At 35.7% G+C, this 25,665-nt stretch carries 16 protein-coding genes and 1 pseudogene; 12 read left to right on the forward strand and 5 right to left on the reverse strand.

Annotation, left to right across the window (positions count from 1 at the left end; translation table 11 throughout):
- Positions 1-125: 125 nt before the first annotated feature.
- From HN014_RS13655 to HN014_RS13665, 3 genes are all read right to left on the reverse strand, one after another.
- On the reverse strand, positions 126-10,400 hold the full coding sequence (locus HN014_RS13655; protein ID WP_176029411.1) for a T9SS type B sorting domain-containing protein: 10,275 nt from the start codon (positions 10,398-10,400) through the stop codon (positions 126-128).
- Positions 10,401-11,170: 770 nt separating this feature from the next.
- Positions 11,171-11,680: a ClbS/DfsB family four-helix bundle protein gene (locus HN014_RS13660; protein WP_176029412.1), complete on the reverse strand. Its 510-nt coding sequence runs from the start codon at positions 11,678-11,680 to the stop codon at positions 11,171-11,173.
- A 387-nt stretch (positions 11,681-12,067) separates the two neighbouring features.
- Positions 12,068-12,568, reverse strand: a complete 501-nt coding sequence (locus HN014_RS13665) for a cupin domain-containing protein (protein ID WP_176029413.1) — start codon at positions 12,566-12,568, stop codon at positions 12,068-12,070.
- Positions 12,569-12,718: 150 nt separating this feature from the next.
- Here HN014_RS13665 and HN014_RS13670 point away from each other — a divergent pair, with 150 nt between their 5' ends.
- From HN014_RS13670 to HN014_RS13705, 8 genes and pseudogenes are all read left to right on the forward strand, one after another.
- A complete protein-coding gene (locus tag HN014_RS13670) occupies positions 12,719-13,753 on the forward strand; it encodes a hypothetical protein (protein WP_176029414.1) in 1,035 nt (344 codons plus the stop codon).
- Between the two features lie 132 nt (positions 13,754-13,885).
- Positions 13,886-15,277, forward strand: a complete 1,392-nt coding sequence (locus tag HN014_RS13675) for an MATE family efflux transporter (RefSeq protein ID WP_176029415.1) — start codon at positions 13,886-13,888, stop codon at positions 15,275-15,277.
- A 39-nt stretch (positions 15,278-15,316) separates the two neighbouring features.
- A complete protein-coding gene (locus HN014_RS13680) occupies positions 15,317-15,544 on the forward strand; it encodes a hypothetical protein (RefSeq protein WP_176029416.1) in 228 nt (75 codons plus the stop codon).
- A gap of 132 nt (positions 15,545-15,676) precedes the next feature.
- Complete coding sequence (locus tag HN014_RS13685; RefSeq protein ID WP_176029417.1) at positions 15,677-16,246, forward strand: phosphatase PAP2 family protein; 570 nt, start codon at positions 15,677-15,679, stop codon at positions 16,244-16,246.
- 639 nt (positions 16,247-16,885) lie between these two features.
- Positions 16,886-18,283 (forward strand): arginine decarboxylase, encoded by a 1,398-nt coding sequence (locus HN014_RS13690; RefSeq protein ID WP_176029418.1) that lies wholly within the window; start codon positions 16,886-16,888, stop codon positions 18,281-18,283.
- On the forward strand, positions 18,276-19,163 hold the full coding sequence (speB, locus tag HN014_RS13695; protein WP_176029419.1) for an agmatinase: 888 nt from the start codon (positions 18,276-18,278) through the stop codon (positions 19,161-19,163). Before HN014_RS13690 ends, speB begins: the two co-directional genes overlap by 8 nt.
- Before the next feature lie 24 nt (positions 19,164-19,187).
- Positions 19,188-20,162, forward strand: a complete 975-nt coding sequence (locus HN014_RS13700; protein WP_176029420.1) for a deoxyhypusine synthase family protein — start codon at positions 19,188-19,190, stop codon at positions 20,160-20,162.
- A gap of 19 nt (positions 20,163-20,181) precedes the next feature.
- A pseudogene (locus tag HN014_RS13705) lies at positions 20,182-20,403 on the forward strand (hypothetical protein); the annotation flags it as partial.
- Positions 20,404-20,460: 57 nt separating this feature from the next.
- Here HN014_RS13705 and meaB read toward each other — a convergent pair.
- Positions 20,461-21,555, reverse strand: coding sequence for a methylmalonyl Co-A mutase-associated GTPase MeaB (meaB, locus tag HN014_RS13710; RefSeq protein ID WP_176029422.1), 1,095 nt, complete (start codon positions 21,553-21,555; stop codon positions 20,461-20,463).
- Positions 21,556-21,689: 134 nt separating this feature from the next.
- Here meaB and HN014_RS13715 point away from each other — a divergent pair, with 134 nt between their 5' ends.
- Positions 21,690-22,115 carry an organic hydroperoxide resistance protein gene (locus HN014_RS13715; protein ID WP_176029423.1) on the forward strand — a complete coding sequence of 142 codons (426 nt, stop codon included), beginning with the start codon at positions 21,690-21,692 and terminating at the stop codon, positions 22,113-22,115.
- 113 nt (positions 22,116-22,228) lie between these two features.
- On the opposite strand, the gene HN014_RS13720 is transcribed toward HN014_RS13715, so the two are convergent.
- Positions 22,229-22,789 (reverse strand): DUF2911 domain-containing protein, encoded by a 561-nt coding sequence (locus HN014_RS13720; RefSeq protein ID WP_176029424.1) that lies wholly within the window; start codon positions 22,787-22,789, stop codon positions 22,229-22,231.
- A 351-nt stretch (positions 22,790-23,140) separates the two neighbouring features.
- Between HN014_RS13720 and HN014_RS13725 the strand changes: the two genes are divergently transcribed.
- The 3 genes from HN014_RS13725 to HN014_RS13735 are packed head-to-tail and all read left to right on the forward strand — an operon-like array spanning position 23,141 to position 25,593.
- Positions 23,141-23,632 (forward strand): RNA polymerase sigma factor, encoded by a 492-nt coding sequence (locus HN014_RS13725; protein ID WP_176031120.1) that lies wholly within the window; start codon positions 23,141-23,143, stop codon positions 23,630-23,632.
- A complete protein-coding gene (locus tag HN014_RS13730) occupies positions 23,616-24,233 on the forward strand; it encodes a hypothetical protein (protein ID WP_176029425.1) in 618 nt (205 codons plus the stop codon). The genes HN014_RS13725 and HN014_RS13730 overlap by 17 nt, the downstream gene beginning before the upstream one ends.
- Entirely contained in the window at positions 24,217-25,593 is a 1,377-nt protein-coding gene (locus HN014_RS13735; RefSeq protein ID WP_176029426.1) for a hypothetical protein, read from the forward strand. The genes HN014_RS13730 and HN014_RS13735 overlap by 17 nt, the downstream gene beginning before the upstream one ends.
- Positions 25,594-25,665 lie beyond the last annotated feature (72 nt).

Raw genomic sequence — 25,665 nt, forward strand, 5'->3', positions numbered from 1 at the left:
ATATTCAATTTTTAGAGGATTGTATAACAGAAGTAAACAAAAAGAGCAGATCTGTTGTTGATCTACTCTTTTGATTGCCCGCAATTTGATTAATAACTTACACGGTATTTTATATTGATTCGTTTTTATTCTCTGTAAAGAGTGAAATGTCCGGTAAATTCTCGATTGTCTTTATCATTGACAATAATCATATACCAGTAGTCACCTGATGGTAACTCTTTTCCTTGATGGATTCCTTTCCAACCATCATCTCTATGGTCTCCTTTATAGTCAGCCAATAGCCTTCCATAACGATCAAACACTCTTACTTCTATATTTTCAAATAAGAAAGGAATATCTTCATCGGTTGTTGTTTGATCAGGATACCATGATTGTACTCCATTTTTATCAGGAGCGAAATAGTTTGGAATGATTAAGTTAATATAGGTGAGCTTAATGGTTGATGAAGTCTCACAACCAATACTGTCTACCACTCTAATTTTATACTCTCCGCTTTTTCTGATAAAGAATATATTATCAGGTAACTCGTTCTCGGTTTCACTTCCATCTATAAAGGTGATATAATAAGTATAGGGAGCTGTTCCTCCTTCTGCGAGAATTTCATATTCATTTACATCACTCGAGTTATTAGTTGTTTGAACAGAAGGAGTAGCAAGTGGGGTATATGTTTCTACAGTAATCGTTCCTATAGACTTTTCACATCCAGATGAATTCAGCATAAACCCTTCATATTCTCCCGGAGGTACGATGAATGTTCCTGATAAGTTTTGATTAGCAGGAGGGGTAGATGTCCCGTTAATTCCCTGGATACTATAAATAATATCGGTAGTGGTAGCATCGCTGCTTAATTCGAAATTAATTGTGTATGATGGAGGAGTAATCACTCTTCCGGTTTCCGAATCAATTACAGGACATTCGACAGTACTGGTTAGCTCTGCTTCCAGAACAGCACCAGGAGTAATATCTATATTATAGGCTAGTTGACATTCACTATTATTATTCTCATCTCTGATGAATACAGTAGTGATACCTCCAGGGAGATCTTGTAGAACTAGATTAGAAGGATCAGGTACAGCTACAAAACTAGTTTCTTCACCTGTTGTACTCCAATAATATACCGGTGTTGATGAGGTAGCTACTCCTCCAGAGATAGAGATAATAGCACTTCCGTCAGCATCTCCTGCACAGGATTCTGGAGTAGAAGAGAGTAATTGGGCACTGATTTCTAATGGTTCTTTTATTTCTATTGAATCAACAAATGTGCTACACCCATTTTCATCGGATACTTCTATTCTGTATATATCTGCAGGAAGTTCATCAAATACATGAGATCCTAAAGTACCATCACTATCATCTTTTACAAAAGTGAATAAGGCCTCATCAGCACTGTTAAACAAAGAGTAAATATATCCAGGGGATCCGCCAGAGGCAGTAACTGAAATACTTCCGTCTATTTTACTATTACAAGAAATGTCCTGAGGGGTAGCTTCTGCAGTAAACGCTTCTGGCTGTTCAATAGTAAAGGATACTTCTTCTGGTCCACAGTCTTTACTCGTTACACTGTACGTATAATCTCCGGCGAGTAAATCACCAAAGAAACTATCATTTTGAGGTCCGATGTTTACAGCTTGATTTAGATAATCTGTTCCTGTCAGAGAATATGTATAATCTCCTAACCCTCCGGTTACAAAAGCATCTATAGAAGCAGCATTATCTCCAAAACATATAATAAAAGTATTGCCTTTATCTAGTGTTATAGAAAGATCTTCAATGTTTCTAATAGGAACTGTATTGGATACTTTAGAAATACAGTTGTTTATATCTTTGACATAGAATGAGTAGTCTCCTTCGGTCAAGTTATTAAATGTATGTGGGTTAGTACCGGAAACAAAGGTAGTCCCGTCTTTACTAAACTCATAAGGAGGAGTTCCTCCAACTCCAGTTACTTGTACAGAAGCAGTTGGATCTGCACAAGAAGGTGTCATGGTAGTTTCTACAGCAACAATAACTTCTGGCAGCGTATCAATAGTTACGTTTTGAGAAGCCTCACAATTTAGGTTATCAGTTACCTCAATCGTATATTCTCCAGCAGGAAGATTAGTAAATGTATGAGAGTCGGTTGAACCTATTATTGGAGCATCCTTTGTCCCGTCGGGGTGTGTAATTGTAAAGAAATAACTTCCACTTCCTTGTCCTCCGGCTGCAGTGATACTGATAGAACCATCTCTACTATCAACACAGGATAATGTGCTGCTGGTAACAGAAGCAATTGTAATTTCCTGAGGAGGAGAAACAATGATTGTTTGGGTGGCCTCACAACCATTGGCATCTTTTACTCGAACCTGATATGTAGTACCTGTTGCTACAGGATCTAGGTTTTCAAAAAGAGGGGTATCACTATAGGTATCATATGGAGCCAAAGGAGTACCTGTCTGGTCTTCTAATCGGTATTCAAAATCTCCGCTTCCTCCTTGAGCAAAAGCTTCTATAATTGTATTTTCACTGGAGTTACAGAATCCTGCACTAATTAGTTCTATCGATACATCAATTGTAGGAGCAGATGGAATGGTGTATATACTAGTCTCATCTGTACATCCCAAAGTAGGATCGGTAACTGTTACCTGAATATTACCAGGAGAAAGCCCTGCTATAGTAATTGGATTTTGAGCTGTCGTATTTCCAGCACCGTTGACAACAGCTCCTGTAGTAAGATTGTTTAATTGATAGGTATATGCTCCTGTATGACCACTAACAGTAAGCTCTATGGAGCCATTAGGAGGGGTAGAGTTAAAACATGCAACACCATTTCCATCTGTAATTTCAGCTTCGATTGTATCATATGCCTCAATAGGGTATATATCTGTCCGGATACTACATCCTGTAGCAGTATCGTGAATTTCAAAAATATAATTACCTACACCAGGTAGCTGGAAAGCATTACTGGTCGTAATTGTTCCTCCAGATGGAATATTATTTTGAGCAGCAACTGCACCATTAATTTCCGTAAAGTTAAATGGACCAGTACCTCCATTGATAGAAATCGTAACTTCTTCTGTGTTGGTATTACAGTCAATAGCAGTTACCTGTGCAACATCAGGTGATGTCATTTCCGGAATGGTTGGGATATTAATTACAGGGGTAATGGTATGTGTACAATTATTTTTATCCGTAACTGTGATTGTATAGTCTCCAGATTCATATGCATCAATAATAAACTGTGTTCCGGTAACCGACAAAGAAGTACCGGAAAGCGGTCCTGTATAAGATATTTTATAAGGAGCAGTCCCTCCGTTAATATCTACAGTTATTTGAGGGAATAGTTTGTCATTGTTAGCATTACAACTATAAGAACTCGTGCTAGGTGTAGCTGATAGTATTATAGGTTCGGTTATTTCTATGGGTTCTAATACAGCTGTACATCCAAAAACAGATGTTACTTCGACTCTATAATCATTCGTTGCAGCAGATAGGTTTTCAAATAATGGATTGTCTATTTGATCTGTACCAACTTGTGCGTTGGTTGCTCTGTCAAACAGACGATATGTAAATGGGTTGTCAAGTCCGGTTCCCGCTTGTAACTCAACCAAAATAAACCCGTCAGCACCACCATTACAAGATACATTTCCGCTATCCGCTAGTGTTAATACCGGATTGGTATAGACTCTGGCAACTTTTACCGATTTGGTACATCCTGTAGCATTTACTCCTGTATCTGTAACTGTTACAGTATAATCACCAGCTAATACGGAGGCAAATATATTATTAGCATTTTGAGTGGTATTAACAGTAGTACCGTTAATATCAGTACCTGTTAGTGTAAAGGTGAAATTGGCAGGAGATGAAGTGAAATCTGATCCTCCAGAAACATTTACAGTTATATTTTGACCTGTTGTACAGGTAGGTTCTGTATCAAAGTCCGCAGAAACAATCAGGTCCTCATGAATCTCTATAGATTGTGTTCCTGTACACCCGTTAGGATCTCGTGCTGTCACAGTATATGTTCCGGGAGAGGTAACTGTAAATGTGTGGGTTGCCCCATCATCTACAAAACTTATTCCGTCAATGCTATAGGAAAGTTGCCCCGTACCAGTAGCGTTTACAGTAAAGGTATATCCTGTGCCAAAATCACAACGATCATATGCTGTAATTGGTGTTATAGAAGGATTGGTAATGGTATTTAAAGTTTCTTGTATAGGGGTTACAGTACAGCCATTGCTGTCTTCTACCCGTATATGATAAGTTCCATCGGTAAGAGTATTGAATACTCCGGATGTACTGGTGGCAACATCACTGGTTCCATCATTTGCAATATATGTATAAGGAGCGGTTCCACCACTAGCGATCATTGATAACTCGGGTAATTTGGAACAGAATCCATCTTTTTTACTATTTCTTGCTAATTTTAGAACCTCAGGTTCTTCTATGGTAAATTGCATTGCAGCATTACATGGAGCGGCAACCCCTCCATCTGTTTCGAATATCCTTAGTTGATAGACTCCTGGAGAGAAACCGGTAACTTCTCCGGTAGCAGGACCGGTTCCCAGTCCTGTTTGAGCATTTCCGTTAGAGAAGGTAAAGGAAGAAGCAATATTAGTATTCAGGTCGACAACACTGTATATTTCATATGTTAATTCATTTCCGTTATAATCGGTAATTTCATAGGCTATTTTTCCATTATCGGCTCCATTACAGGTAGATGAAGTCGGGGTTATGGAAATATCCATTGCAGATGGACTTGGTTGAGGAGCTATAGAACGAATATCTGTACATCCTGTTCCATTATCAATAACTTCATAGGTAAACGGAGTGTCGAAATCCAGATTGGTAAATTGAAAAGTTCTTGTAAATGGGGGAGAAGTTGGAACGGGGGCTGGATCCAAGTCCACTGGAGTTCCATTTGGGTATTCTCGAATAGAGAAAGGCCCAGTACCATCTTGCACATTAATGTCAACAGTTACTCCTCCGGTACAAGAAACGGTTGGAGCAGATTCTGTAACGGTAAAAATAGCTCTGGTAGCAATATTAAAATTAAAAGTACTATTACATCCATTGGAATCTGTAATTTTAAAAATGTAGTCTCCAAAAGAAAGATCGCTAAAACTAATATTTGTATTTGTAGTTCCTAAAGAAGGGTTCCCAGCGGTAGCTACTACAGAGTTGTCAAGTTTTAATAATGTATAATCATAAGTTCCTGTTCCTCCTGTTACCCCTGTAATAATAACAGAACCGTTGGTGAGTGTGGGATTATTAGGATCTGTAGTAGGTGTACAAGTAATATCAAACTTAATTAAATTTCCTATAGTAATCGGAGCAGGATCCGCTATTGTTACAGATAAAGGAGGCGTCGTAATACATTGTCTGGCATCTCTGATTACATAGGTATATGTTCCGGCAGCTAATCCTCCAAAAGTTGTATTTTCACTAAATCCACCAGAGTTAAAGTTAATTTCATATGGAGGGGTTCCAATTGTATTGTCTACTGTTAATTCTACTATTCCATCTGCAGCTCCCTGACAAGTAGGAGGAGTAATTGCAGTGGATGCAATTTCAGGATCAGGAGCTGTTGTAACTTTCACGGTATTGGAAATAGCTTCACAGCCGTTAGCGTCAATCACTTTGAATTGATAATCTCCTGCAACATTGGTAGAAAACGGAGAGCCTCCTGGGACTGCAGTAAAACTCGTTCCTCCATCATTACTAACTTGTAACGTGATAGGAGCAGTGCCTCCTGAAGAGGTTACAGCAATAGATGCATTTGGAGTACCAGAGCAATCAATATCTTTCGTTAAAGCAGCAGTTGTTGTTAATTGTTCTGAAATGGTCTGGTTTATGGTTGTTTCACATCCAAACTTATCTTTTATAATAATCTCATAATCATCTGGAGTTAAATTATTTATAGAAAATGTGTTTCCTGTTATATTGGTGGCACCACCTCCATTTATTGTAAAAGTAAAAGGAGAAGTCCCCCCATTTACTGTGATATTCATACTGGCCTCGTTAGTAGAGTCATAGCATAAATCAGAGGTGTTTTCGACAGTTGCTGTTAGGGTAGGAGGGGGCGTAATCGTAATTGTTTCATTAACAGTACACCCCTTGTTATCTTTAACTACAACAGTATAAGTAGCAGCAGTAGCTATAGAGAATACATTCGTTGTTTGAGGTCCTGCAACTGTAGTAGTATTGGTACTGTCTTTTAACTCATAGGTAGTTCCTCCATTCCCTCCTGATGCGGTAATCGTCACAATTGCATTATTAATACATGTTAAAGGAGCTATTTCAGTATTGTCAATTTTAATCTCCTGAGGATCTGTAATGACTATATTATTTGCTGTCGCAGTACATTTTGTCGTATTGTCAGTAACGGTTATAGCGTAGGTTCCTGCTCCTAATCCATTAATGGCAGTTGTAAGATCAGTGAGGTTATTTCCATTTTGATTTCCTGTAATTGTTCCTCCGGTTATTTCGTAATTGAAGGTAGTTTTTGTTAGATCAATCGTTGTAATATTAAAACTAATGATCGCATCTTCATCTCCTTGACAGGTCGGTTCCTGTGTTACTTTGGCGTTGATACCTATGAAATCAATGTTTTTTAAGGTTATGTCTTCAGAATAAATACAGCCATCTGTAGTTGTTCTGGCTTCAAATGTATATGTAGTTCCCGAAGCTCCTGTAGGTAAGTCATTAAAAACATTAGAAGTTTGCCAGTCTCTTTCTTGTCCTGTAGGTCCGGTAATTCTGTACTCAAAGGAGTTGGCTCCATTTGTAGCTGTCGGAGTAAGTGTTGCATCAGCAGTTAGGTCATCACATTCTACCTGCGAGAAATCAATTTTCAAATCAATTACCTGCTGTAATGGGGCAACAGTCAGTTGACCTAATTCGACAGGGCAGATAGCAGTATTTGTATCTCGAATGTACACAGTATAGACTCCATTTTTTAAGCCTGTAAATGATCCGGTTGTATTAGTAAAATCAACACCATCAATACTATACTCGTAATTTCCATTTCCATTTTTAGGGTTTGTAATACTAATTGTAGCCGTTTGTTCAGGAATTCCGGCAGCGGTACACTTATATTCTTGTGTAATCTTAAAATCAGCTTCAATAGCTTTTGTTTCAGGAAGGTTTACTGTGACAGTTTTGGAGTTACAACCAAATTGATCAACTACGATAACACTGTGGTTTCCTGGAGTTATGTTATTAAAAACATGTGTAGTGGTGTTGATCGCTTGTGTAAAAATATTACTGTCCAAAATATAGATGAAAGGACCTTCTCCAGCAGTGACTTCTACTTGCATAGCACCTTTGTTTCCTGGGCATTTTGCAGGAACTCCTGTCATAGTGATCTCTAGCTCTTCATAGGTAGTCACAGTCACGGTTCCTGCAGGAATAATACATCCTGTAGTTTCATCTTTTACATAAATATCTCTTGCTCCTGCCGAAGTAAACCTAAACTCATTCGTGGTATTAGGTTCTGGGGTTAATGCTGGAGTCATTGTATCACTGGTACTAAAGGTAAAAGGACCTTTACCCCCCGTTATATTAACAATGAACAGGGCAGTATGCTCATCGTCATCAAAGTTAGGTTGCGTAGCATCTGGTTGGTAATTTGTATTACAACTCAGGTCTTTTTGAAGAGATGCAGTTGCTATAAAATCATCTGATTTTTTTATGGTTTTTCGTTGGGTATCAATACAATCTCCATCATAAGATAAAACTTCGATATCATATGTGTCAGGGTTTAGCCCTTTAAAAGTATGGTTTGTTTCAGTTGTAGGTCCTTCTGAAGCAGTAAAATTGTTTGTTGTGCTACTGATATTGTAGGTGTAGTTAGAAGCTCCATCTTCTACTTTTATTAACATCTCTCCGGTATCGTTCGGACATCCGGGATCAAAAGTGGTAATGGTTACTGTTGGGTCTTTTGTATCCATTAGTTTAGAAGCTTCAAATGTGCAGGCAGTTGGAAGACCATTGTTTTGACGGACTTTAACTGTATATTTCCCTTTGTCTGTCAATCCGGAAAATTCTGGAGAATCTTGAAACCCGTTAGCATCAGGATCAAGAGTTGGATCTCCTTGGGTTGGCATGGTAGCTCCAGAAGGAGTTTGTAATTGATATTCGTAATGGTTGGAAGAGTTTTGAACACGTAATACTCCTTTCACATCACAAATGATATTTTTTACCGCCACCAGATTGGGTTTAAAGTTATTTTTATAGACATTGAAATAGAATGAAATAGTACAGTTTCCGTCAAATACACTTTTGATTCGGTATTCTCCAGCTTCTGTTACTGTGAATTCTCTATTCGTTCCTAATGCAGTCCATTCAGGTTCACATTGACCATCAATAGTAGGACAATTTTCATTTCTGATAACAGAAGGACATGCAGCAGAGTCTAAACGCTCCCAGGTAATACTAGTGGCATCGACAAAACCGGAGTCAAGAGTAATTTCATCATCTTCACCACATAAAAACAGCTCAGGAAGTTTATCTCCTGTAACGGCACAGGTTCTGATATTTCCATTAACAGTAGTACGTTCTGCTATTTCTATGATAGGATTAACAATCTCATTAAAAGCTTTTACGGTCCAGATTTCAAATAAATCAGGACAATCTGTATTTCCGGTTTTATCTACTCGATATCGACCACTACTACTAACTGTTATAGTTTGTGTATTTCCAATAATAGCATTGGTGTCTAAATTGGTCCATCTATAAGCTGTAAATCCTCCTCCTGCTGTAATATCGGCAGTGCCTGAACAAATAAAAAGATCAAAATTACCATCACAGTCATTCATATCGATTAAAAAAGTAGAAGCTCCTTCTATATCAAATAGACAAGCATCTTGATCCAGGATACTCTCTTCTTCATTTATAGTAACACCTGACATACTTCCTGTATATGTTGCCAAGGCAATGTTTTTTATTTCATTAGAACAAGCTTCTCTGAGATCGGCACAACTTTCTACAACATTAGTTTTAAATTTAATTTTTATGGCACTATCGAATCGTTCTACTACAGTATTATCAATTGTAATATTGATTTGTCTATTTGGAGAATCATAGGAGGCGTTAAGCCCGGTATCAGCATCAATAGACCCAGGAACAAAATTGACATTTGCAGGAATAATATCTTTTATACTGGCATTAGTGATGTTTTCATTTCCTTGATTTTCTATTTCTAATTCATAAAAGATTTCATCTCCCAGTTTTACGTTCCCTCCGGTGATGTCATTTCCATCTTTGTCCAATACTCTTTTTAATACTTTTAATACCGGATGACTGATCACAACCGGATCATCATATGAAGCAGCTGTAACTAAACCGTTTGCATTAATTCTATTAGATCCGTCATTGTTTGTTGCAGTATCAGCATCACCATATTCAAATCCATCATCGTTATCCGCTAAGGGGTTGTTATAAGCGATATCAGCATCACTACAACCATCTTCGTCACTGTCCAGGTTGAGAAAATCGAATGAACCATTATTTCCAGTGTCAATTGGTATGGTTCCATTTCCGGCAGAACTAGGAATACCAAGAGTAATAGTATTATTAGCGTTATTATCATTGTCATCAGCTCTTCCATCATCATTGTCATCTGTACCACCAGCTTCTACGACATCATATATACCATCGTTATCGCTATCCAGATCTAAGCTATTGGCAATTCCATCCCCATCTGTGTCTTGACAATTCTCTAACATATCTATAGAAAAAAGCTGAACATTATCAATTAAGTTTCCAACACTACGACTGTTTCTATGAGTAGATACTGATTCTAATATAAATAAAGTAGTGTTTTGACCAGGGGGAACAGTGTAGACCCCTACATATTGTCTCCAATTGTTACGTCCTGTTCTCATGACAGTTTGAACAGGAGCACCTGCTAATGTAGCACCTATTCGTACAGATGCTTCGTCTGTTCCAGCCCTACCTTTATGAGAAACAGACCAAAATATACGATCACCAGGTTGTACATTTAATGTTTGAAATATAGCGGAAGGGCGGGTAGAGTTAAGTTCTATTATAACATCTCCCTGAGGAGCATTAACATTTAGGAAATTTCTCCCCCAATATTCGATGATTCCAATAGAGCTATTCCATCCGGTGACTCTATTATGATTAACAAGAGCCCATCTCCTTGGAGCAACCAGATTATCTAATTCAAAACTACCATTCACTAATAATTCCGGGAAATTACATTCAATAGTATCAGGGATTCCATCATTATCATCATCCAGATCGTATAAATCACATAAGTTATCATTATCAGCATCTCCTGTACCTATATTGTTTACAGTAAGGCATTGCGCCACAGAGTATTGGTGGAATAATAAAAAGGGGAGTATGAGAAGAGCACGTTTAGTAAGGGATATTTTTTTTTGCAGGGCTATTTTCATGATTCATTTTTTTGGTCTGTCATTGAGGTATTGAAATTTTCAAAAAAAATATAAAACCATAAATAAGACCAGCTAAAATGGTCTTAGAATGTCGTAAAAGGTTTATTAAATAGGTTTGAGATTGTCATTAATTTTTAACAACAACTACAAACAATTGTCACTTTTTAAAGTGGTAAAAAACGAAACTCGATTATGAGTTTGAATCAAACATTTTTTTTGAAAAAGATAGTAATATAGGGTTAGTTTATTAACGTACAGGCTATGGCTCAGTCGTTAGAGTAAAACTTTGTTTGTCAAACTCAAATAAGATGATTTTTCTTGATAATGATATGTTGGTAGCGGATACGTAGTTGTTTCTCATATTTGGTTGTTTAGGGGTTATTAAAAAGTAATACATAGATGAAAAAAGCAGTATTTTCAATGCTTTGTGGTTTTTTCATCGTTTAAAAACGTGTTTTTGTCGTTAAAAAACATCAATAAAATTACTGGATTTTAGTCATTTAAACAAAAAAAATATAGGATTTGTTAAGATAAATGATAAATTTTTAGTAAATATTTTGCTTTTATCTTGTGTTTTTTGAGGTTTAACCGTGTTTTTTTTGTCAAAAACACATAATAAGATTGAAGAGATTATTAAATATGTATTTTTATTTTATGTAAGAAAATTACTTCTTTTGTTTAAGGCTTGTGTTTATGCGTGAATAGCCAGTACATATTTTAAAAGGAGGGATGTTATTCTAAGATAGAACCAAAGAGCGTTCTTTTGATTATTATACCCCTGTTTCTTTTTTCCATTTTCTGATTCTGCTTCTTGCATTTTTGTAGGGCGAAGAAGTGTTTAATTGAATCATCTTTCCCAACGACCATTTATCATACCAGGCAGTGTGATATAGTTCCTCATTAGAGTATGATGTTACCATGGAAAGAATAGCAACATGGTTTTTTTCTAGTAGAAAAAGAAGTTCTGCATAGGTTTTATGTTCGTAGTCATTATAAAACTTTTGAGCAAGCAAGCCTAATTGGTTCCATTTATATCCGGTTTCGGGAAAGTCAACGTGCTGTTGCTTTCTTTTTTTTGCTTCCCATGTCAATACCAGTGTTCCCCATCCAATAAGATACGAAATCAAGTTACAGACGCTCATTTCAGTGTTTTTGGCATGACCTGGTAACTCCTTATTATATGTAAGACTTTGTGGAATGGCTGTTAAATCATTTTTCAACTTATTGTAATCTGTTTGGATTGCTTTGAGTAGCTCTTCTTTGTTTTTAGGAACTGCCATTGTTTTTTGTTTTGGTAAAAATAAGGATCATGAAAGGGGTTTTAAGGAGGTGAAATTTAGTTTTTAGGTCTAAACCGTAAGTTTTTAACAGCAAAAATAGAGTCAATTGTGTGTTTCATCTTGTTTTTGTGTTTTTCGTCGATTTTTTATGGTTTTTTTGGAAAAATATGATTATATTTATGTAAACAATTTAAAACCAACACATTATGATGAATTTTTACACTATTTTCAAACTAAGTTTTAATACATTTTTTTCTTTTCTTAGAGATCTTCCAGGAGCATCACGTTATGCTATGAGAAGATGATAAGAAGATCTATAAAAATGCTTTTTAAACCTAATAAACGAGAATGTTAAATATAATGTTCTCGTTTATTTTTTGCTTCTTTTTATCGGGTTAATAACGTAATGATTTGTGTGTGTTCTGGAAAGAGTGACTGTAGGTAATCACGCTTTGGGAGTTCGAAATCCTGAAAATCAAATCCTGGAGAAACGGTACACCCAACCAGAGAAAAAGTAGCTTCTTTTTGTAAGTTTGCTGCAAACCAATAGCCTCCTGGAACAGTAAATTGAGGAAGCTCTCCATTCGAAAAGTCTTTTCCAATACGAACCATAGAATAGTGTCCTTCAGGAGAGATCATATGCAGTTGGATAGGTGCACCATCGTAAAAGTGCCAGATTTCATCTTGTTTAATCCTGTGAAAAGCAGAAAAAGTGTCAGATGTTAGTAAGAAATATATAGCTGTAGTATAATTTCTGGAACTGCTGTACGTGTCAGGAAGGGCAGCTTTTGGAATCTCTTCTTTACTGCGATATGTTTCTCTAAAATATCCTCCTTCTGGATGTGGTTGTAAATCCAAATGTTTAATAATAGACTGTGCTGTATTCATGATGCTTAATTTCTATGGCTAGTATAAAAAAAATAAAGACTCAAAACTATTTTTTTTGAGTACGAAAAAACTGATAGTTTGAAAAGTTTTGAAGGAGAGGTTTGAAAAGTCGTTTTAATTAGTATATTAATCAGACTAATCTGAATGCTTATGAGATATCTAATCATAATATTGTTAGGATTTGTGCAATGGAATTATGCACAAGAGACTTTGGGAATAGAAAAAGGAGTATCTATTTCTAAAATAGAAGGAGAAATAGTACAGTTGGTACAGCTCAATCGACAACTTACCAGAAATATTTCTGGTTTGAGTCAGGTAGTTAATAAACAGTTGACTAGTATTGGGGAGCTGAAAACCGAAACAGTTAATCAGGAAAAAAAACTTACAAATTTATCGACTGATGTCAGTAATAGGATAGCAGCCTCTGAAAAAAATACTGATAGGAAGCTGATTTCGGTGCAAGAAAGTATTCAGACTAGAATGGATTTTTTACTCAAAGAAAATAGCATGTTAAAAGATCGATTAACGTTGTTTTTTTGGGTAACATTATTTATTGTGCTAGGAGGGCTTCTGTTAGGAGGGTATGGATATCATAAGTTAGCAACAAAATATAACCTTTTGCTATATCAGCTAGAAGAAAAAAAGGTGTCAGAAAAATCAGATAATGACCCTGTAAAAAAAGAGCTGTTTTATGCATTGCAGGCAATAGAAGAAAAAGTAAACCAAGTAAAAGAAGTCGTCATGATGGATAAGAGTAAAAAAGAAGAAAAGTCAAAAGTAAAAACAGAAGAAGTCGTCGAAAAAACGAAACAAGATGCCGAAGAAACTTTACTAGAAAATCAGGAGGAGGGGAAGCAAGAGATAGAAGAAACAGAAAAAGAAATCCCTGAAATAGCAGCAGAAAAAGAGGTCAAGAAAGAGAAGGTTAAGAAGGAGAAAGCTAAGAAAGAGAAGGCTAAGAAAGAGAAGGCTAAGAAGGAGAAGGCTAAGAAGGAGAAGGCTAAGAAAGAGAAGGCTAAGAAAGAGAAGGCTAAGAAAGAGAAGGCTAAGAAAGAGAAGGCTAAGAAAGAGAAGGCTAAGAAAGAGAAGGCTAAGAAAGAGAAGGCTAAGAAGGAGAAAGCTAAGAAGGAGAAAGCTAAGAAGGAGAAAGCTAAGAAGGAGAAAGCTAAGAAGAAAAAAGAATAGAATAAAGAACCGATATAAGACTATATCGGTTTTTTTTGTAAAGAATACTTTTTGTTCTATGAATTAAAGTGAGGTAACAGATGTTTTACGATATGGAATATACGTATCTTTACCGATTCAAAAAAAGAAGGAATGCTCAACAACTACACCAGAGAATTCAGATATAATATGAGACTGGCTGCCCCTGTAATGTTAGGAATGCTAGGGCATACTTTTGTAGGCTTAGTAGATAATATTATGGTGGGCCAACTAGGGACAGCTGAATTAGCAGCCGTGTCTCTGGGGAATAGTTTTATGTTCATTGCGATCTCATTAGGGATTGGATTTTCTACAGCTTTGACTCCTTTGATAGCAGAAGCCGATGGAGAGGGGAATTTCCAGGCAGGAAAATCATCATTTAAGCATGGGTTGGTATTGTGTACTTCGTTAGGAATCTTTCTATTTGCAGCAATATGGATAGCCAAGCCATTAATGTATTTGATGAAGCAGCCGGTAGAAGTGGTAGAGTATGCCATCCCATATCTGGATTTGGTAGCCTTCTCTCTTATTCCGTTGATTGTATTTCAGGCATTTAAGCAGTTTTCAGATGGTCTGTCAATGACGAAATACCCAATGTATGCTACTTTGATAGCTAATATTGTCAATATACTACTGAATTATGTGTTGATTTTTGGGAAATTAGGTTTTCCGGAATTGGGAATTATTGGAGCTGCTATCGGAACATTGATATCCCGAATTGTTATGGTGATCTGTTTATGGTGGTTCCTGAAAAATGAAGAAAAGTCTAATGCGTTTATTAGTGGTATCAAGTTTTTTACCCTTGAAAAAATAATGCTTAAAAAAATCATCGCTTTAGGATTTCCTTCAGCACTACAAATGTTATTTGAAGTCGGGATCTTTACTGCTGCTGTCTGGTTGTCTGGTATTTTGGGAAAAAATCCACAGGCAGCCAATCAAATAGCATTGAATTTATCTTCTATGACATTTATGGTGGCAACAGGGTTAAGTGTGGCTGCTATGGTAAGAGTAGGGAATCAGAAAGGCTTGAAACGGTATGATGAATTAAAAAGAATAGCGACCTCTTTTTTTATTCTTACCCTATTAATAGAAATTGTTTTTGCAGGATTGTTTGTATGCTTTAATGAGTTACTGCCTAAAATATATCTGGATATTGATGATGCAGAAAATTTAATAGATAATGCAGAGGTGTTAACAATTGCGGCCAAGTTGTTATTAATAGCGGCATTGTTTCAAATATCGGATGGAGTTCAGGTGGTGGTTTTGGGAGCTTTGCGAGGGCTTCAGGATGTGAAAATACCTACGCTTATTACTTTTTTTGCATATTGGGTGGTTGGTTTTCCTGTATCCTATTACTTGGGATTATATACATCTTATAAAAGTGAAGGGATCTGGTTAGGATTACTTGCAGGTTTAAGTACTTCAGCTGTTTTACTATTCGGAAGATTTTATTATTTAAGTAAAAAAATATCTGAGAATTCAGAGGAGAAAACAACGGTTAATTAAAATAACCTTTGTAGTTTTGACAATAATTTTTTTGAACATATGGAGTTTCCAAAATTCTTATTGGGGGACAATACAGATTACCCTAATGCCATTTTTGTAATACATACTGAGTTTCCCCGATTCATCATTAATTTAGAAAACGATGAAGTAGAATGGTTAGAAGAGTTTGATAAAAATGATCAAGAAGAGTTGCAAAATGAAGCAGAGCGGTTGTTCGAACAAGCAAATGAATTTTACGACAGAGAAATTTCCAGATACGAAGCGTAATAGTATACATAAAGCGCATAGGGGCAAGTCTATGAGGTGTTCAAAAGGAACTACTATGAGATTTTAAGCACAAGTGTTGACGCGTATAAGCCTCACTTAGAGTATAACTAACAAGGATATAAATTTGTTTTAATGGAAGAGTTGATACAATTAGATAAAGAGTTGTTTTTGTATTTGAACAATCTCGGGACAACAACATGGGATGGTTTCTGGTTATTTATGACAGAAAAGTTTTATCAGATTCCATTATACGCTGTCCTTTTGTATTTCTTCTATAAAATATTTGGACCCAAAGGATTGCTGATAACTATCTTAGTCGTAGCGGCTTTAATAACAGCGACGGATCAATTGTCTAATTTGTTTAAAAATGTATTGTTCATGCGTCCTAGACCATGTAGAGCAGAAGGAGTTTCGGAATTGACTCGTTTTATTGCAGAAAGGTGTGGTAGACATGGGTATTTTTCAGGTCATTCGGCGAGTTCTATGGCTTTGGCATTTTTTACAGGTTTAGCACTTAGAAAACGACTGAAATATATTTTTGTATTGATGATTGTTTGGTCATTTATTGTTAGTTACAGTAGAATTTATATCGGAGTGCATTACCCAGGAGATGTCCTGACAGGATGGGGTATTGGAGCTCTGTTGGGAATAGGAGCTTTTCGCCTTCATCAATGGCTTATTACAAAGTATATAAAAGCATAAACAAAATGTCATTTTATGACTGTATTTTAGGTTAGAGACTAGAGGTTCTTCTACGCAAAGAGAAGAAATCCTTTTCTAAAGATATACGTATCCCAAAAAACGTTCTTTCAGGAATGAGGAAATGACTATTGTCCTATAAAAAAAGGAAACATTGATTTTTTGATATTAAATTAAGGCAGGATACACAGTATGTTTACTGTGGTATAACAGTATGTATTGGGTTTTGTGTTTTTTGAAATTGCTAAAAAATCATAAAAAAAAAATTTTTTTTTGAGGTTATAGATTGAAAGGTAAGAAGTTGGTATTATTAAAATATTAAAACTTTCGAAAAGCATTTTTTTTTGGTAGAAGCATATGAAAGTTTTGTTATTTTTGAGTAGCATTACAATAGTAATTAGCGGAACATTATGATAAGTGTTTTTACGTTCGGTCTTCTGAAAGAGAAGAAGTTACTTTTAGAGCACGTTTATGGAATAGACCCCGGACATTTCACCGTCAACTTCAATTTTTGTACTCTCACCAAAGAAATACAGGTACCTCTTTATTTCATTTACATATTAATGAATAAAAAAGATCGCATATCAGTTTAGTTACTGTTGTATAACTAATATACCTAACTACATACTCTTTTAATTTATAATGAATACCAAATACATAAACTTAATTGACCAAACATTCTACTTCCCGCAAGAAGAATTTAACCTAAAAGGAGATCAGCTGACCTTTCATGATATAAATTTGATGCAGCTAATTGAAAAATATGGAGCTCCTTTAAAATTTACATATCTGCCCAAAATATCTGAGAATATAAATAAGGCCAAAAAGTGGTTTGCAGCAGCAATTGAAAAACATCAGTATCAGGGAAACTATAACTATTGTTACTGTACTAAGAGTTCTCATTTTGAATATGTACTCAATGAAGTAATGAAAAATGAGGTACACATCGAAACATCCTCTGCTTTTGATATCAACATCGTAGAAAACCTTAAAAAAAATGGAAAAATTACTAATGATACCTATGTGATTTGCAACGGTTTTAAACGAGAGGAATATATCCATAATATAGCGCGGTTAATCAATGAAGGGCATCAAAACTGCATTCCTATTATAGATAATTATGAAGAAGTAGACTTATTGTCCGAAGAGATTAATAAGAATTATGAGATTGGAATTCGCATTGCCTCAGAAGAAGAACCCAAATTCGAGTTTTATACTTCTAGGTTGGGAATAGGATATAAGGATATAGTTCCTTTTTATAATAGAGATATTAAGGATAATAAGAAAGTGACATTGAAGATGCTCCACTTTTTTATCAATACAGGAATAAGAGATACCGCATATTATTGGAATGAATTAGTAAAGTGTTTAAAAGTATATGTCAAACTGAAGAAAGTATGTCCCAGTCTGGATAGTTTGAATATAGGTGGAGGATTTCCTGTAAAAAACTCCCTGGCTTTTGAGTACGATTATCAATATATGGTAGATGAGATTATTAATCAAATAAATATTACCTGTGCAAAAGCAGGGGTTGAAGTTCCTAATATTTTTACAGAATTTGGAAGTTTTACAGTAGGAGAGAGTGGAGGTGCTATCTATCAGATACTGCATCAAAAACAACAGAATGATCGTGAAAAATGGAACCTGATTAACTCTTCTTTTATTACTACGCTGCCAGATACCTGGGCAATTAGCAAACGTTTTGTGATGCTGGCAATAAACCGATGGAATGATGAATATGAGCGGGTACTGTTAGGAGGGCTTACTTGTGATAGTGATGATTATTATAATAGTGAACAACATATGAATGCTATTTATCTTCCCAAGTTTAAGAAGAATAAGCCACTTTATATAGGTTTTTTTAATACGGGAGCATATCAAGAGAGTATAGGAGGATATGGAGGATTGCAGCACTGTTTGATTCCCCAGCCAAAACATATTTTGATTGATAAAGATGAAGAAGGTAACATCGTTACCTCGCTATTTAGCAGACAGCAGAAAGGAGAAGATTTACTAAAAATACTAGGTTACAATGAGTAAAAATAATTATGCAGGCATACCAGATGAGTATGCTAGGTTAGATAATGCAAAAATCGTTTTGATTCCTGTACCGTATGATGGAACAAGTACATGGCAAAAAGGAGCAGATAAAGGACCAGATGCTTTTTTGGAAGCCTCTGAAAACATGGAATTGTATGATATAGAAACAGATACGGAAGTGTATAAGCATGGGGTATATCTGGCAGAACCTGTAACCGAATCTAGTTCTCCGGAGCAGATGGTGGAAGAAGTGCATCGTATTACTAAAAAGTATATTAAGAAAAATAAATTTGTTACAGTGTTTGGAGGGGAGCATTCCATCTCTATCGGAACAATCAGAGCCTTTGATGAATGTTTTGAGAATATCTCCGTATTGCATATAGATGCGCATGCGGATCTGAGACCAGAATATGAAGGAACAGCTTGTAATCATGCTTGTGCAGTATATGAAGCTAGTCAAAAAACAAATTTGATCCAGGTTGGTATTCGGAGTATGGATAGCATTGAGAAGACAGTAATGAATACAGAAAAAACATATTTTGCTCATGAGATGGTCGCTGATGAGTATTGGATGGATAAGGTGGTGGATCAATTGACAGATAATGTGTTTATCACCTTTGATTTAGATGCTTTTGACCCTTCAATTATGCCATCCACAGGAACCCCGGAACCAGGAGGGTTATTCTGGTATGAGACAATGGAGTTTTTGCAAATGGTGTTTAAAGAAAAAAATGTAGTTGGGTTTGATATTGTAGAACTATGTCCTAACGAAAAAGAAAAGTCCTCTGATTTTTTAGCAGCTAAATTGTATTATAAAATGCTTAGCTATAAGTTCAAAGAAGAGGCAGTTAATCAGGAGTATGAAGGTGCTCAGAAATAAATAGTAAATAAAATTGACCAACAAATGAATACAAAAGGAGCAATATCCAATTTTATAGAGAAATATTATCTACACTTTAATGCAGCTACTGTCGTCGATGCAGCCAAGGCATATGAAGATCAGTTGAATAAAGGAAGTAAAATGCTGGTGTCCCTTGCAGGAGCTATGAGTACTGCTGAATTAGGAAAAATCTTTTCAGATATTATTAGAGAAGATAAAGTGCATATTATTTCCTGTACGGGAGCTAATCTCGAAGAAGATATCATGAATCTGGTGGCACACTCGCATTATAAAAGAGTACCTAATTACAGAGATCTTACCCCACAAGAAGAATGGGAGTTATTAGAGAAAGGACTGAATAGGGTAACAGATACTTGTATTCCTGAAGAAGAGGCATTTAGAAGGTTGCAAAAACATATATTCAAAATCTGGAAAGATGCCGAAGAGAAAGAAGAACGTTATTTTCCTCATGAATTTATGTATAAGCTGCTATTATCTGGAGTTCTGGAAGAATATTATGAAATAGATATAAAAGATTCTTGGATGTATGCAGCAGCAGAGAAGAACCTACCAATTGTAGTCCCCGGATGGGAAGATAGTACTATGGGGAATATTTTTGCATCCTATGTGCTAAAAGGAGAGTTAAAAGCTAGTACGATGAAATCAGGAATAGAATATATGGCATTCCTGGCAGACTGGTATACGGAAAATTCTAAAGAAGGGATTGGTTTTTTTCAAATAGGAGGAGGAATTGCTGGGGATTTCCCTATTTGTGTGGTGCCAATGTTGTATCAGGATATGGAAAGAACGGATACCCCATTCTGGAGTTATTTTTGTCAGATTTCAGATTCTACAACTAGTTACGGGTCGTATTCAGGAGCGGTTCCCAATGAAAAAATCACCTGGGGGAAGCTCGATATTGATACGCCAAAGTTTATCATAGAAAGTGATGCGACTATTGTGGCTCCGTTAATATTTGCGTACCTTTTGGATATGTAACCAACAAATCAATATAGACATGAAAAGAGTAATTGTTGACTATAAAAAACTTAATAAAGATATCCTTGCTTTGTTAGTAGAAAAATATCCGGATGGATATAATGATAGCGATATTGTTACTTTTAAAAATGGTCATAATGATGTTATAGAAGCAGTCGAAGTGAAAACAGAAGACACTGTTTATCTGGTGAAAATAAGTAAGCGTTTGGCTGATACTATGGCGAATTATGATTTAGAGGAGTAGGTTTTACAGGCTGATAGACCTATTGTGATACAGAAAAAGTTTAGTGCGGTACGCTTAAGCTTTTTCTGTATTGTTTTTATGAAGGGTAAGAAGTGCCTTGGCAGCAGCAAAGGGACTAATTTCATGTCTTTTTAGAGCATCAATTTTTTTTGGGAGTATTTCCTTGATGCCAGGATGATTAAAAAATGAGCTTTTTAATTGCTCTTCGATGGTTTGCAATAACCAATATTTATTTTGCTCGATTCTTTTATTTTCAAAAGAGCCATTTGTCTTTGTGATCTTTATGTAAGAACTAATCAGTTCCAGAATGTCTGTAATTCCTTCATTAGTTAGTGCACTACAGGTAAGTACCTGAGGAAGCCATCCGTTATGGGAGATAGGATAAAGGTGTAACGCTTTTTTAAATTGATTTTTCGCTTCCCGAGCTCTCTTTTTGTTATCACCATCGGCTTTGTTGATTACAATAGAGTCAGCCATTTCGATAATACCTCGTTTTATTCCTTGTAATTCGTCTCCTGCTCCAGCTAATTTGAGTAAAAGAAAAAAATCAACCATGCTGTGTACGGCAGTTTCACTCTGTCCTACACCAACTGTTTCTATGATAACGGTGTCAAAACCAGCAGCTTCGCAAAGAATGATTGACTCTCTCGTTTTCTGTGCAACTCCTCCCAAAGAATTCCCACTGGGAGAAGGGCGTATAAATGCATCAGGAGAAGCGACTAATGTTTCCATTCGTGTTTTATCTCCAAGGATACTTCCTCCAGAAATACTGCTACTGGGATCTACAGCCAAAACAGCTACCTTTTTTTGATGGCTGATTAATATATTTCCCAGTGCTTCTATAAAAGTACTTTTGCCAACTCCTGGAACTCCTGTAATTCCAATCCGTATTGAATTATTAGAAAAAGGCAGGCATCTTTCGATTAATTGTTGCGCTTTTTCCTGGTGTAGGGGTTGGGAACTCTCGATTAAAGTAATCCCCTGACTAAGTGCAGTTCTGTCTTTTGTCCTGATCTTAGTAAATAATTCTTCGATATCTACCTTTTTTTGTTGCCTGGATTTGAAGCTCTTGATAGCTTTTGGATTCGTACTTCCAGGTGTTTTAGAAAAAGGAGTATTAGTGTTATATTTTGTGTTATCTTTAGACACGATATCGATTTATTGCAAATTTAAGCATTCATTTTTTGAGAAACATATACTTTGTTTACTAAGTGAAAAATTAGTACTCCGGACTTTGTCGTTACGGAGTTTATCATCATACATTAATCACTAAATATATACATATGAAAATTTTGTATACCGCAGAAGCAACAACGGAAAAGGGAAGATCTGGTCATGTTTCTACAGATACCAAAACTATTGATACACCATTAAGTGTTCCTAAAGAATTAGGAGGAGCAGGAGGAGATTATACAAACCCTGAAGAACTTTTCGCAGCAGGGTACTCTGCTTGTTATGGGAGCGCATTACAACATATAGCCGATCAGCGAAAAATCGATTTGGGAGATTTTACTGTCACAGCTGTGGTATCTATAGGAAAAACAGAAGAAGAAGAGTTTGAATTGGCAGTGGTATTAGATACTTATTTGCCGGGGATAGAAACAGCACTAGCAGAGGAATTGATTAACGAAGCTCATGAAGTATGCCCGTATTCCAGAGCGACTAGAGATAACATTGATGTAACCTTGAATTTGTTATTAGATGAATAATATAGTAATCAGGTCTTTCTTAGATGTAAAAGAAAGACCTGATGTGTCTATGTGATAATCGATGTCTAAATGTTCAGGGGGCTCCCCTGAAGTAATGCTTCGTGTTTCTAGGTTTACTTTTTAACCTTTATAGGTACAGCAATCACTGTAGTGTCCCACGCGAGGTACATGATAGAAAAATCATTCGCTTCCTCAAAATAGATAGAAAATTGTTCTACTACATTAAGAAGGGGATTTACAGGAACCTCTATTGTTAGTACATCAAATTCAGGATTGTGTTTTACAGTTCCGTCCATATTAACTCCCCAGCTATATTGTTTGCTATTGAATAGTATTTTCCATGATTTTTTATTAGGAATAGTCCATAAAGTATATTTTCCTGCCGGTAATGTACTGCCATCAATAAGAAGATCTTTGGAAGTGTTAAAAGTAGTTGCTTCGTTAGCTCCGGTTCTCCAAACCTTGCCAAAAGGAACTAATTCACCAAAGATAATACGATCTTTTTTGTATGGGCGGTTATAAAATACGCTAAGAGAAGCTTCTTTGGTTTGATGTGTGACCGTCTCTTCGGGACTATGTTTCTTAGTATTAGTTTTTAAGAAAGATAAACCGATATAGCTGATAATAGAAATTCCGATTAGAATAAAGATCAAACGTTTAATAAACTTGTTCATATAAGATATTTTTTGTGTAAGCTATGATTGGGGGTTAGACCTGTGTAAAATTAATAGAATGAAATTGTATAACCATCTCAAATGGTATAAATATTCATTATGATTGGATAAAGAAACAAAACAAAACCTATGTGGGCGATTGTTATCTGTTTGTAAATGTATTTTTTTTAGAAGAAAAAGCTTTTTTTCTGACTAATTTTGCAACATGCAGATTGGGAGAGCGTCATTATAGATGAATTGTAATCCGGGACTGTTTTTTAAACAATGTAAACACTAACTACTAAGTTGAAGAAAAATTTGTTACAAAGCGAAATAATAGAGCTATGTAGGGCGAATGATCGCCGTGCACAGATGAAGCTTTATAATAAGTATTGTGATGGGATGTATTATGTAGCACTTAGATTCCTCAAAGATCCGTATGAGGCAGAGGAAGCAATGCAGGAATCTTTTATCAAGGCTTTTACGAGATTACATCAATTTACAGGAGATGTCACTTTTGGAGCTTGGTTAAAGCGAATAGTGATTAATAAAAGTATTGACATGCTGAAGGCGAAAAAGATGAATATGGTAGCGATTAATGAACAGGTAATGTCGACAGTAGAGGAGCAGAATGATTGGTCTGTATCAGATTCGGTTACCGTAGAGGAAGTAAAAAAAGCAATAGAAAATTTACCCGAAAAATATAAATATGCTGTAATGCTATTTTTAATAGAAGGGTATGACCATAAAGAAATAAGCGAAATTTTAGATATTACCCCTGTAGCTTCCAGGACGCTGGTACACAGAGGAAAAAAACAGCTTCAGGATCAATTAAAACACTTACGAGATGGCACAGGATATTAGAGAGTTATTAAAACAAGATACCCACGTTTCTTCTGAGCGGATAAGAAAAGGGCATCAGGATCGTTTTTTGGCGAGACTCAATGAACAATTGCCAATAGAGAACCCAAAAAAGTCAACTAAGTATACTTGGTTAAAGGTTGCAGCAAGTGTTGCAATTATAGTGTCTATATCACTGACAGCCTTTAATCAGTTCGGAAGCTCACAAAATACAAATGATGGTGTTGTAGGGCTTGATAAAGATAAAATAAAAGATGCGACGGTTTTGGTAGAAAAACAGTCTTCTGTTTTAGCAGATTATTCTCCTCAATATAAAGAGACAGAAAATGCATTTTTGACGAATGTAAAATACAGACTTTCTAAAATTGAAGTAACCGATGATAATAGAGAACTGGTAGAGAGTTTTATGGTTCGATTAAAGGATTTACACGAAGAATATCAGCGATTGAATAAAGAATTAATGGAAGAAGGTCCTTCTATGCAAAGCATTCAGGCAATGAAAGATAACCTGGAAATGAGAATTACGCTGTTAAATAGATTAGAAAACAAACTAAAAGAACAAGAAGATATTGAAAACGATAATTACAATGAAATACACGTTTAATATAGCTGTTTTAAGTGTCTTTTGTGGTGTAGGCTTATTTGCTCAGAATACAGAAAGCAAATTAAAAGAGTCTTTTTCAGTTGCTAAAGACGTAACAATTACATTAAATACCAATCACACAAATTTAGTTTTTGTTCCTTGGAATAAAAGCACAGTTACAGTTGAAGCATATTTGGATGGAGGAAATATAACAGAAGAAAACAAAGAGTATTTACTGGACAACTGGAAAGTCCATACCATGGCTAATCAGAATGCAGTAGTGATAACCTCTGCTTCTGCAAACTCAATCTCCAGAGAAGTTGCTGTTAAGAGAGGGTTACAGGAGCTGAGAATGATGGAACCAATGATCAATGATATGCTAGGTCCCATTATGGAGCGAATGGCTAATAATCCTATGCCAAGTACATTGCCTAAAAATAATAAGATAAATGCCAGTTTTGATTACGGAAAATACAAAGAAGGAGAAGAAAAATATATAAAACAATGGGAGCATCAGATATCAGAGAAGTTTGGAGGTAATTTTGGAAACTCATTAAAAGATTGGAAACAACAATTTCAGAAAGGAGCAGAAGAAATTAGTGCTAAAATGGAAGTCCGCATGCAGGAAATAGGAGGAGAGAATTCTAAATACTGGGGAGAGCAGTTTGGAAGAGAGATGGAAGCATGGGCTAATCAGTTTGCTAGAGAATTTCAAACAAAACAAAATGTAGGAACAACTATACAAGTATATAGATATACGACCAGTAGTACGAATATAAATGCCAGTAAAATAATAAAGGTATACATGCCTAAAAATGCTAAATTGAGAATTAACTCCAGACACGGAGAAGTGAAACTTCCTGATTTTTCAGCAGATGTAAAAGCCTCTTTGTCACATACACTATTAACTGCGGGAACGATTGATGGTAGAGATACTTATATAGAAGCTTCATACTCTCCTGTATTTATTACCAACTGGAATGAGGGAGAATTGATACTTAATTATGTGAAAAGATGTGAAATTAAAAAGGCAAATACATTACATGCTAACGCGGATTCCAGTAGCATTATAGTTCATGAATTAAGTAAGAAAGGAGCTATTACAGGGAGTTTTGGAGCTGTTACGATTTTGAAGGTTGGAGCTGATTTTGAAAGCCTAAACCTGGCAGTAGCAAATAGTGATTTTAAACTAAAACTACCTGAAGAAGCATTTAATTTCGTGTATAATGGAGCACAAAGTAGAATTTCGTTGCCTAAAACCATGGAGAAAACAGTAACAAGAAACTTTGGAAATATTTTTATCAACGGATTTAATGAAACCAGAAATACAGAAAAAATAATTACTATTAATGCTAAGTATAGTGAGCTAATATTACAATAATCGTTTTTACGATAATGTGTTAATTTTGTAGTAACTTGAAAATAGCTTGTCAAAACATATTTGACAAGCTAT

The organism is Aquimarina sp. TRL1, from assembly GCF_013365535.1.
GTDB lineage: Bacteria > Bacteroidota > Bacteroidia > Flavobacteriales > Flavobacteriaceae > Aquimarina > Aquimarina hainanensis.

Excerpts from the sequence above, each read along its gene's own strand:
- HN014_RS13730 (WP_176029425.1), top strand. The coding sequence starts at position 23,616 with ATGGCACAGGATATTAGAGAGTTATTAAAACAAGATACCCACGTTTCT.
- HN014_RS13720 (WP_176029424.1), bottom strand. The coding sequence starts at position 22,789 with ATGAACAAGTTTATTAAACGTTTGATCTTTATTCTAATCGGAATTTCT.
- HN014_RS13735 (WP_176029426.1), top strand. The coding sequence starts at position 24,217 with ATGAAATACACGTTTAATATAGCTGTTTTAAGTGTCTTTTGTGGTGTA.
- HN014_RS13715 (WP_176029423.1), top strand. The coding sequence starts at position 21,690 with ATGAAAATTTTGTATACCGCAGAAGCAACAACGGAAAAGGGAAGATCT.
- HN014_RS13675 (WP_176029415.1), top strand. The coding sequence starts at position 13,886 with ATGCTCAACAACTACACCAGAGAATTCAGATATAATATGAGACTGGCT.
- HN014_RS13725 (WP_176031120.1), top strand. The coding sequence starts at position 23,141 with ATGAAGCTTTATAATAAGTATTGTGATGGGATGTATTATGTAGCACTT.
- HN014_RS13685 (WP_176029417.1), top strand. The coding sequence starts at position 15,677 with ATGGAAGAGTTGATACAATTAGATAAAGAGTTGTTTTTGTATTTGAAC.
- HN014_RS13700 (WP_176029420.1), top strand. The coding sequence starts at position 19,188 with ATGAATACAAAAGGAGCAATATCCAATTTTATAGAGAAATATTATCTA.
- HN014_RS13655 (WP_176029411.1), bottom strand. The coding sequence starts at position 10,400 with ATGAAAATAGCCCTGCAAAAAAAAATATCCCTTACTAAACGTGCTCTT.
- HN014_RS13670 (WP_176029414.1), top strand. The coding sequence starts at position 12,719 with ATGAGATATCTAATCATAATATTGTTAGGATTTGTGCAATGGAATTAT.
- HN014_RS13680 (WP_176029416.1), top strand. The coding sequence starts at position 15,317 with ATGGAGTTTCCAAAATTCTTATTGGGGGACAATACAGATTACCCTAAT.
- HN014_RS13665 (WP_176029413.1), bottom strand. The coding sequence starts at position 12,568 with ATGAATACAGCACAGTCTATTATTAAACATTTGGATTTACAACCACAT.
- HN014_RS13660 (WP_176029412.1), bottom strand. The coding sequence starts at position 11,680 with ATGGCAGTTCCTAAAAACAAAGAAGAGCTACTCAAAGCAATCCAAACA.
- speB (WP_176029419.1), top strand. The coding sequence starts at position 18,276 with ATGAGTAAAAATAATTATGCAGGCATACCAGATGAGTATGCTAGGTTA.
- HN014_RS13690 (WP_176029418.1), top strand. The coding sequence starts at position 16,886 with ATGAATACCAAATACATAAACTTAATTGACCAAACATTCTACTTCCCG.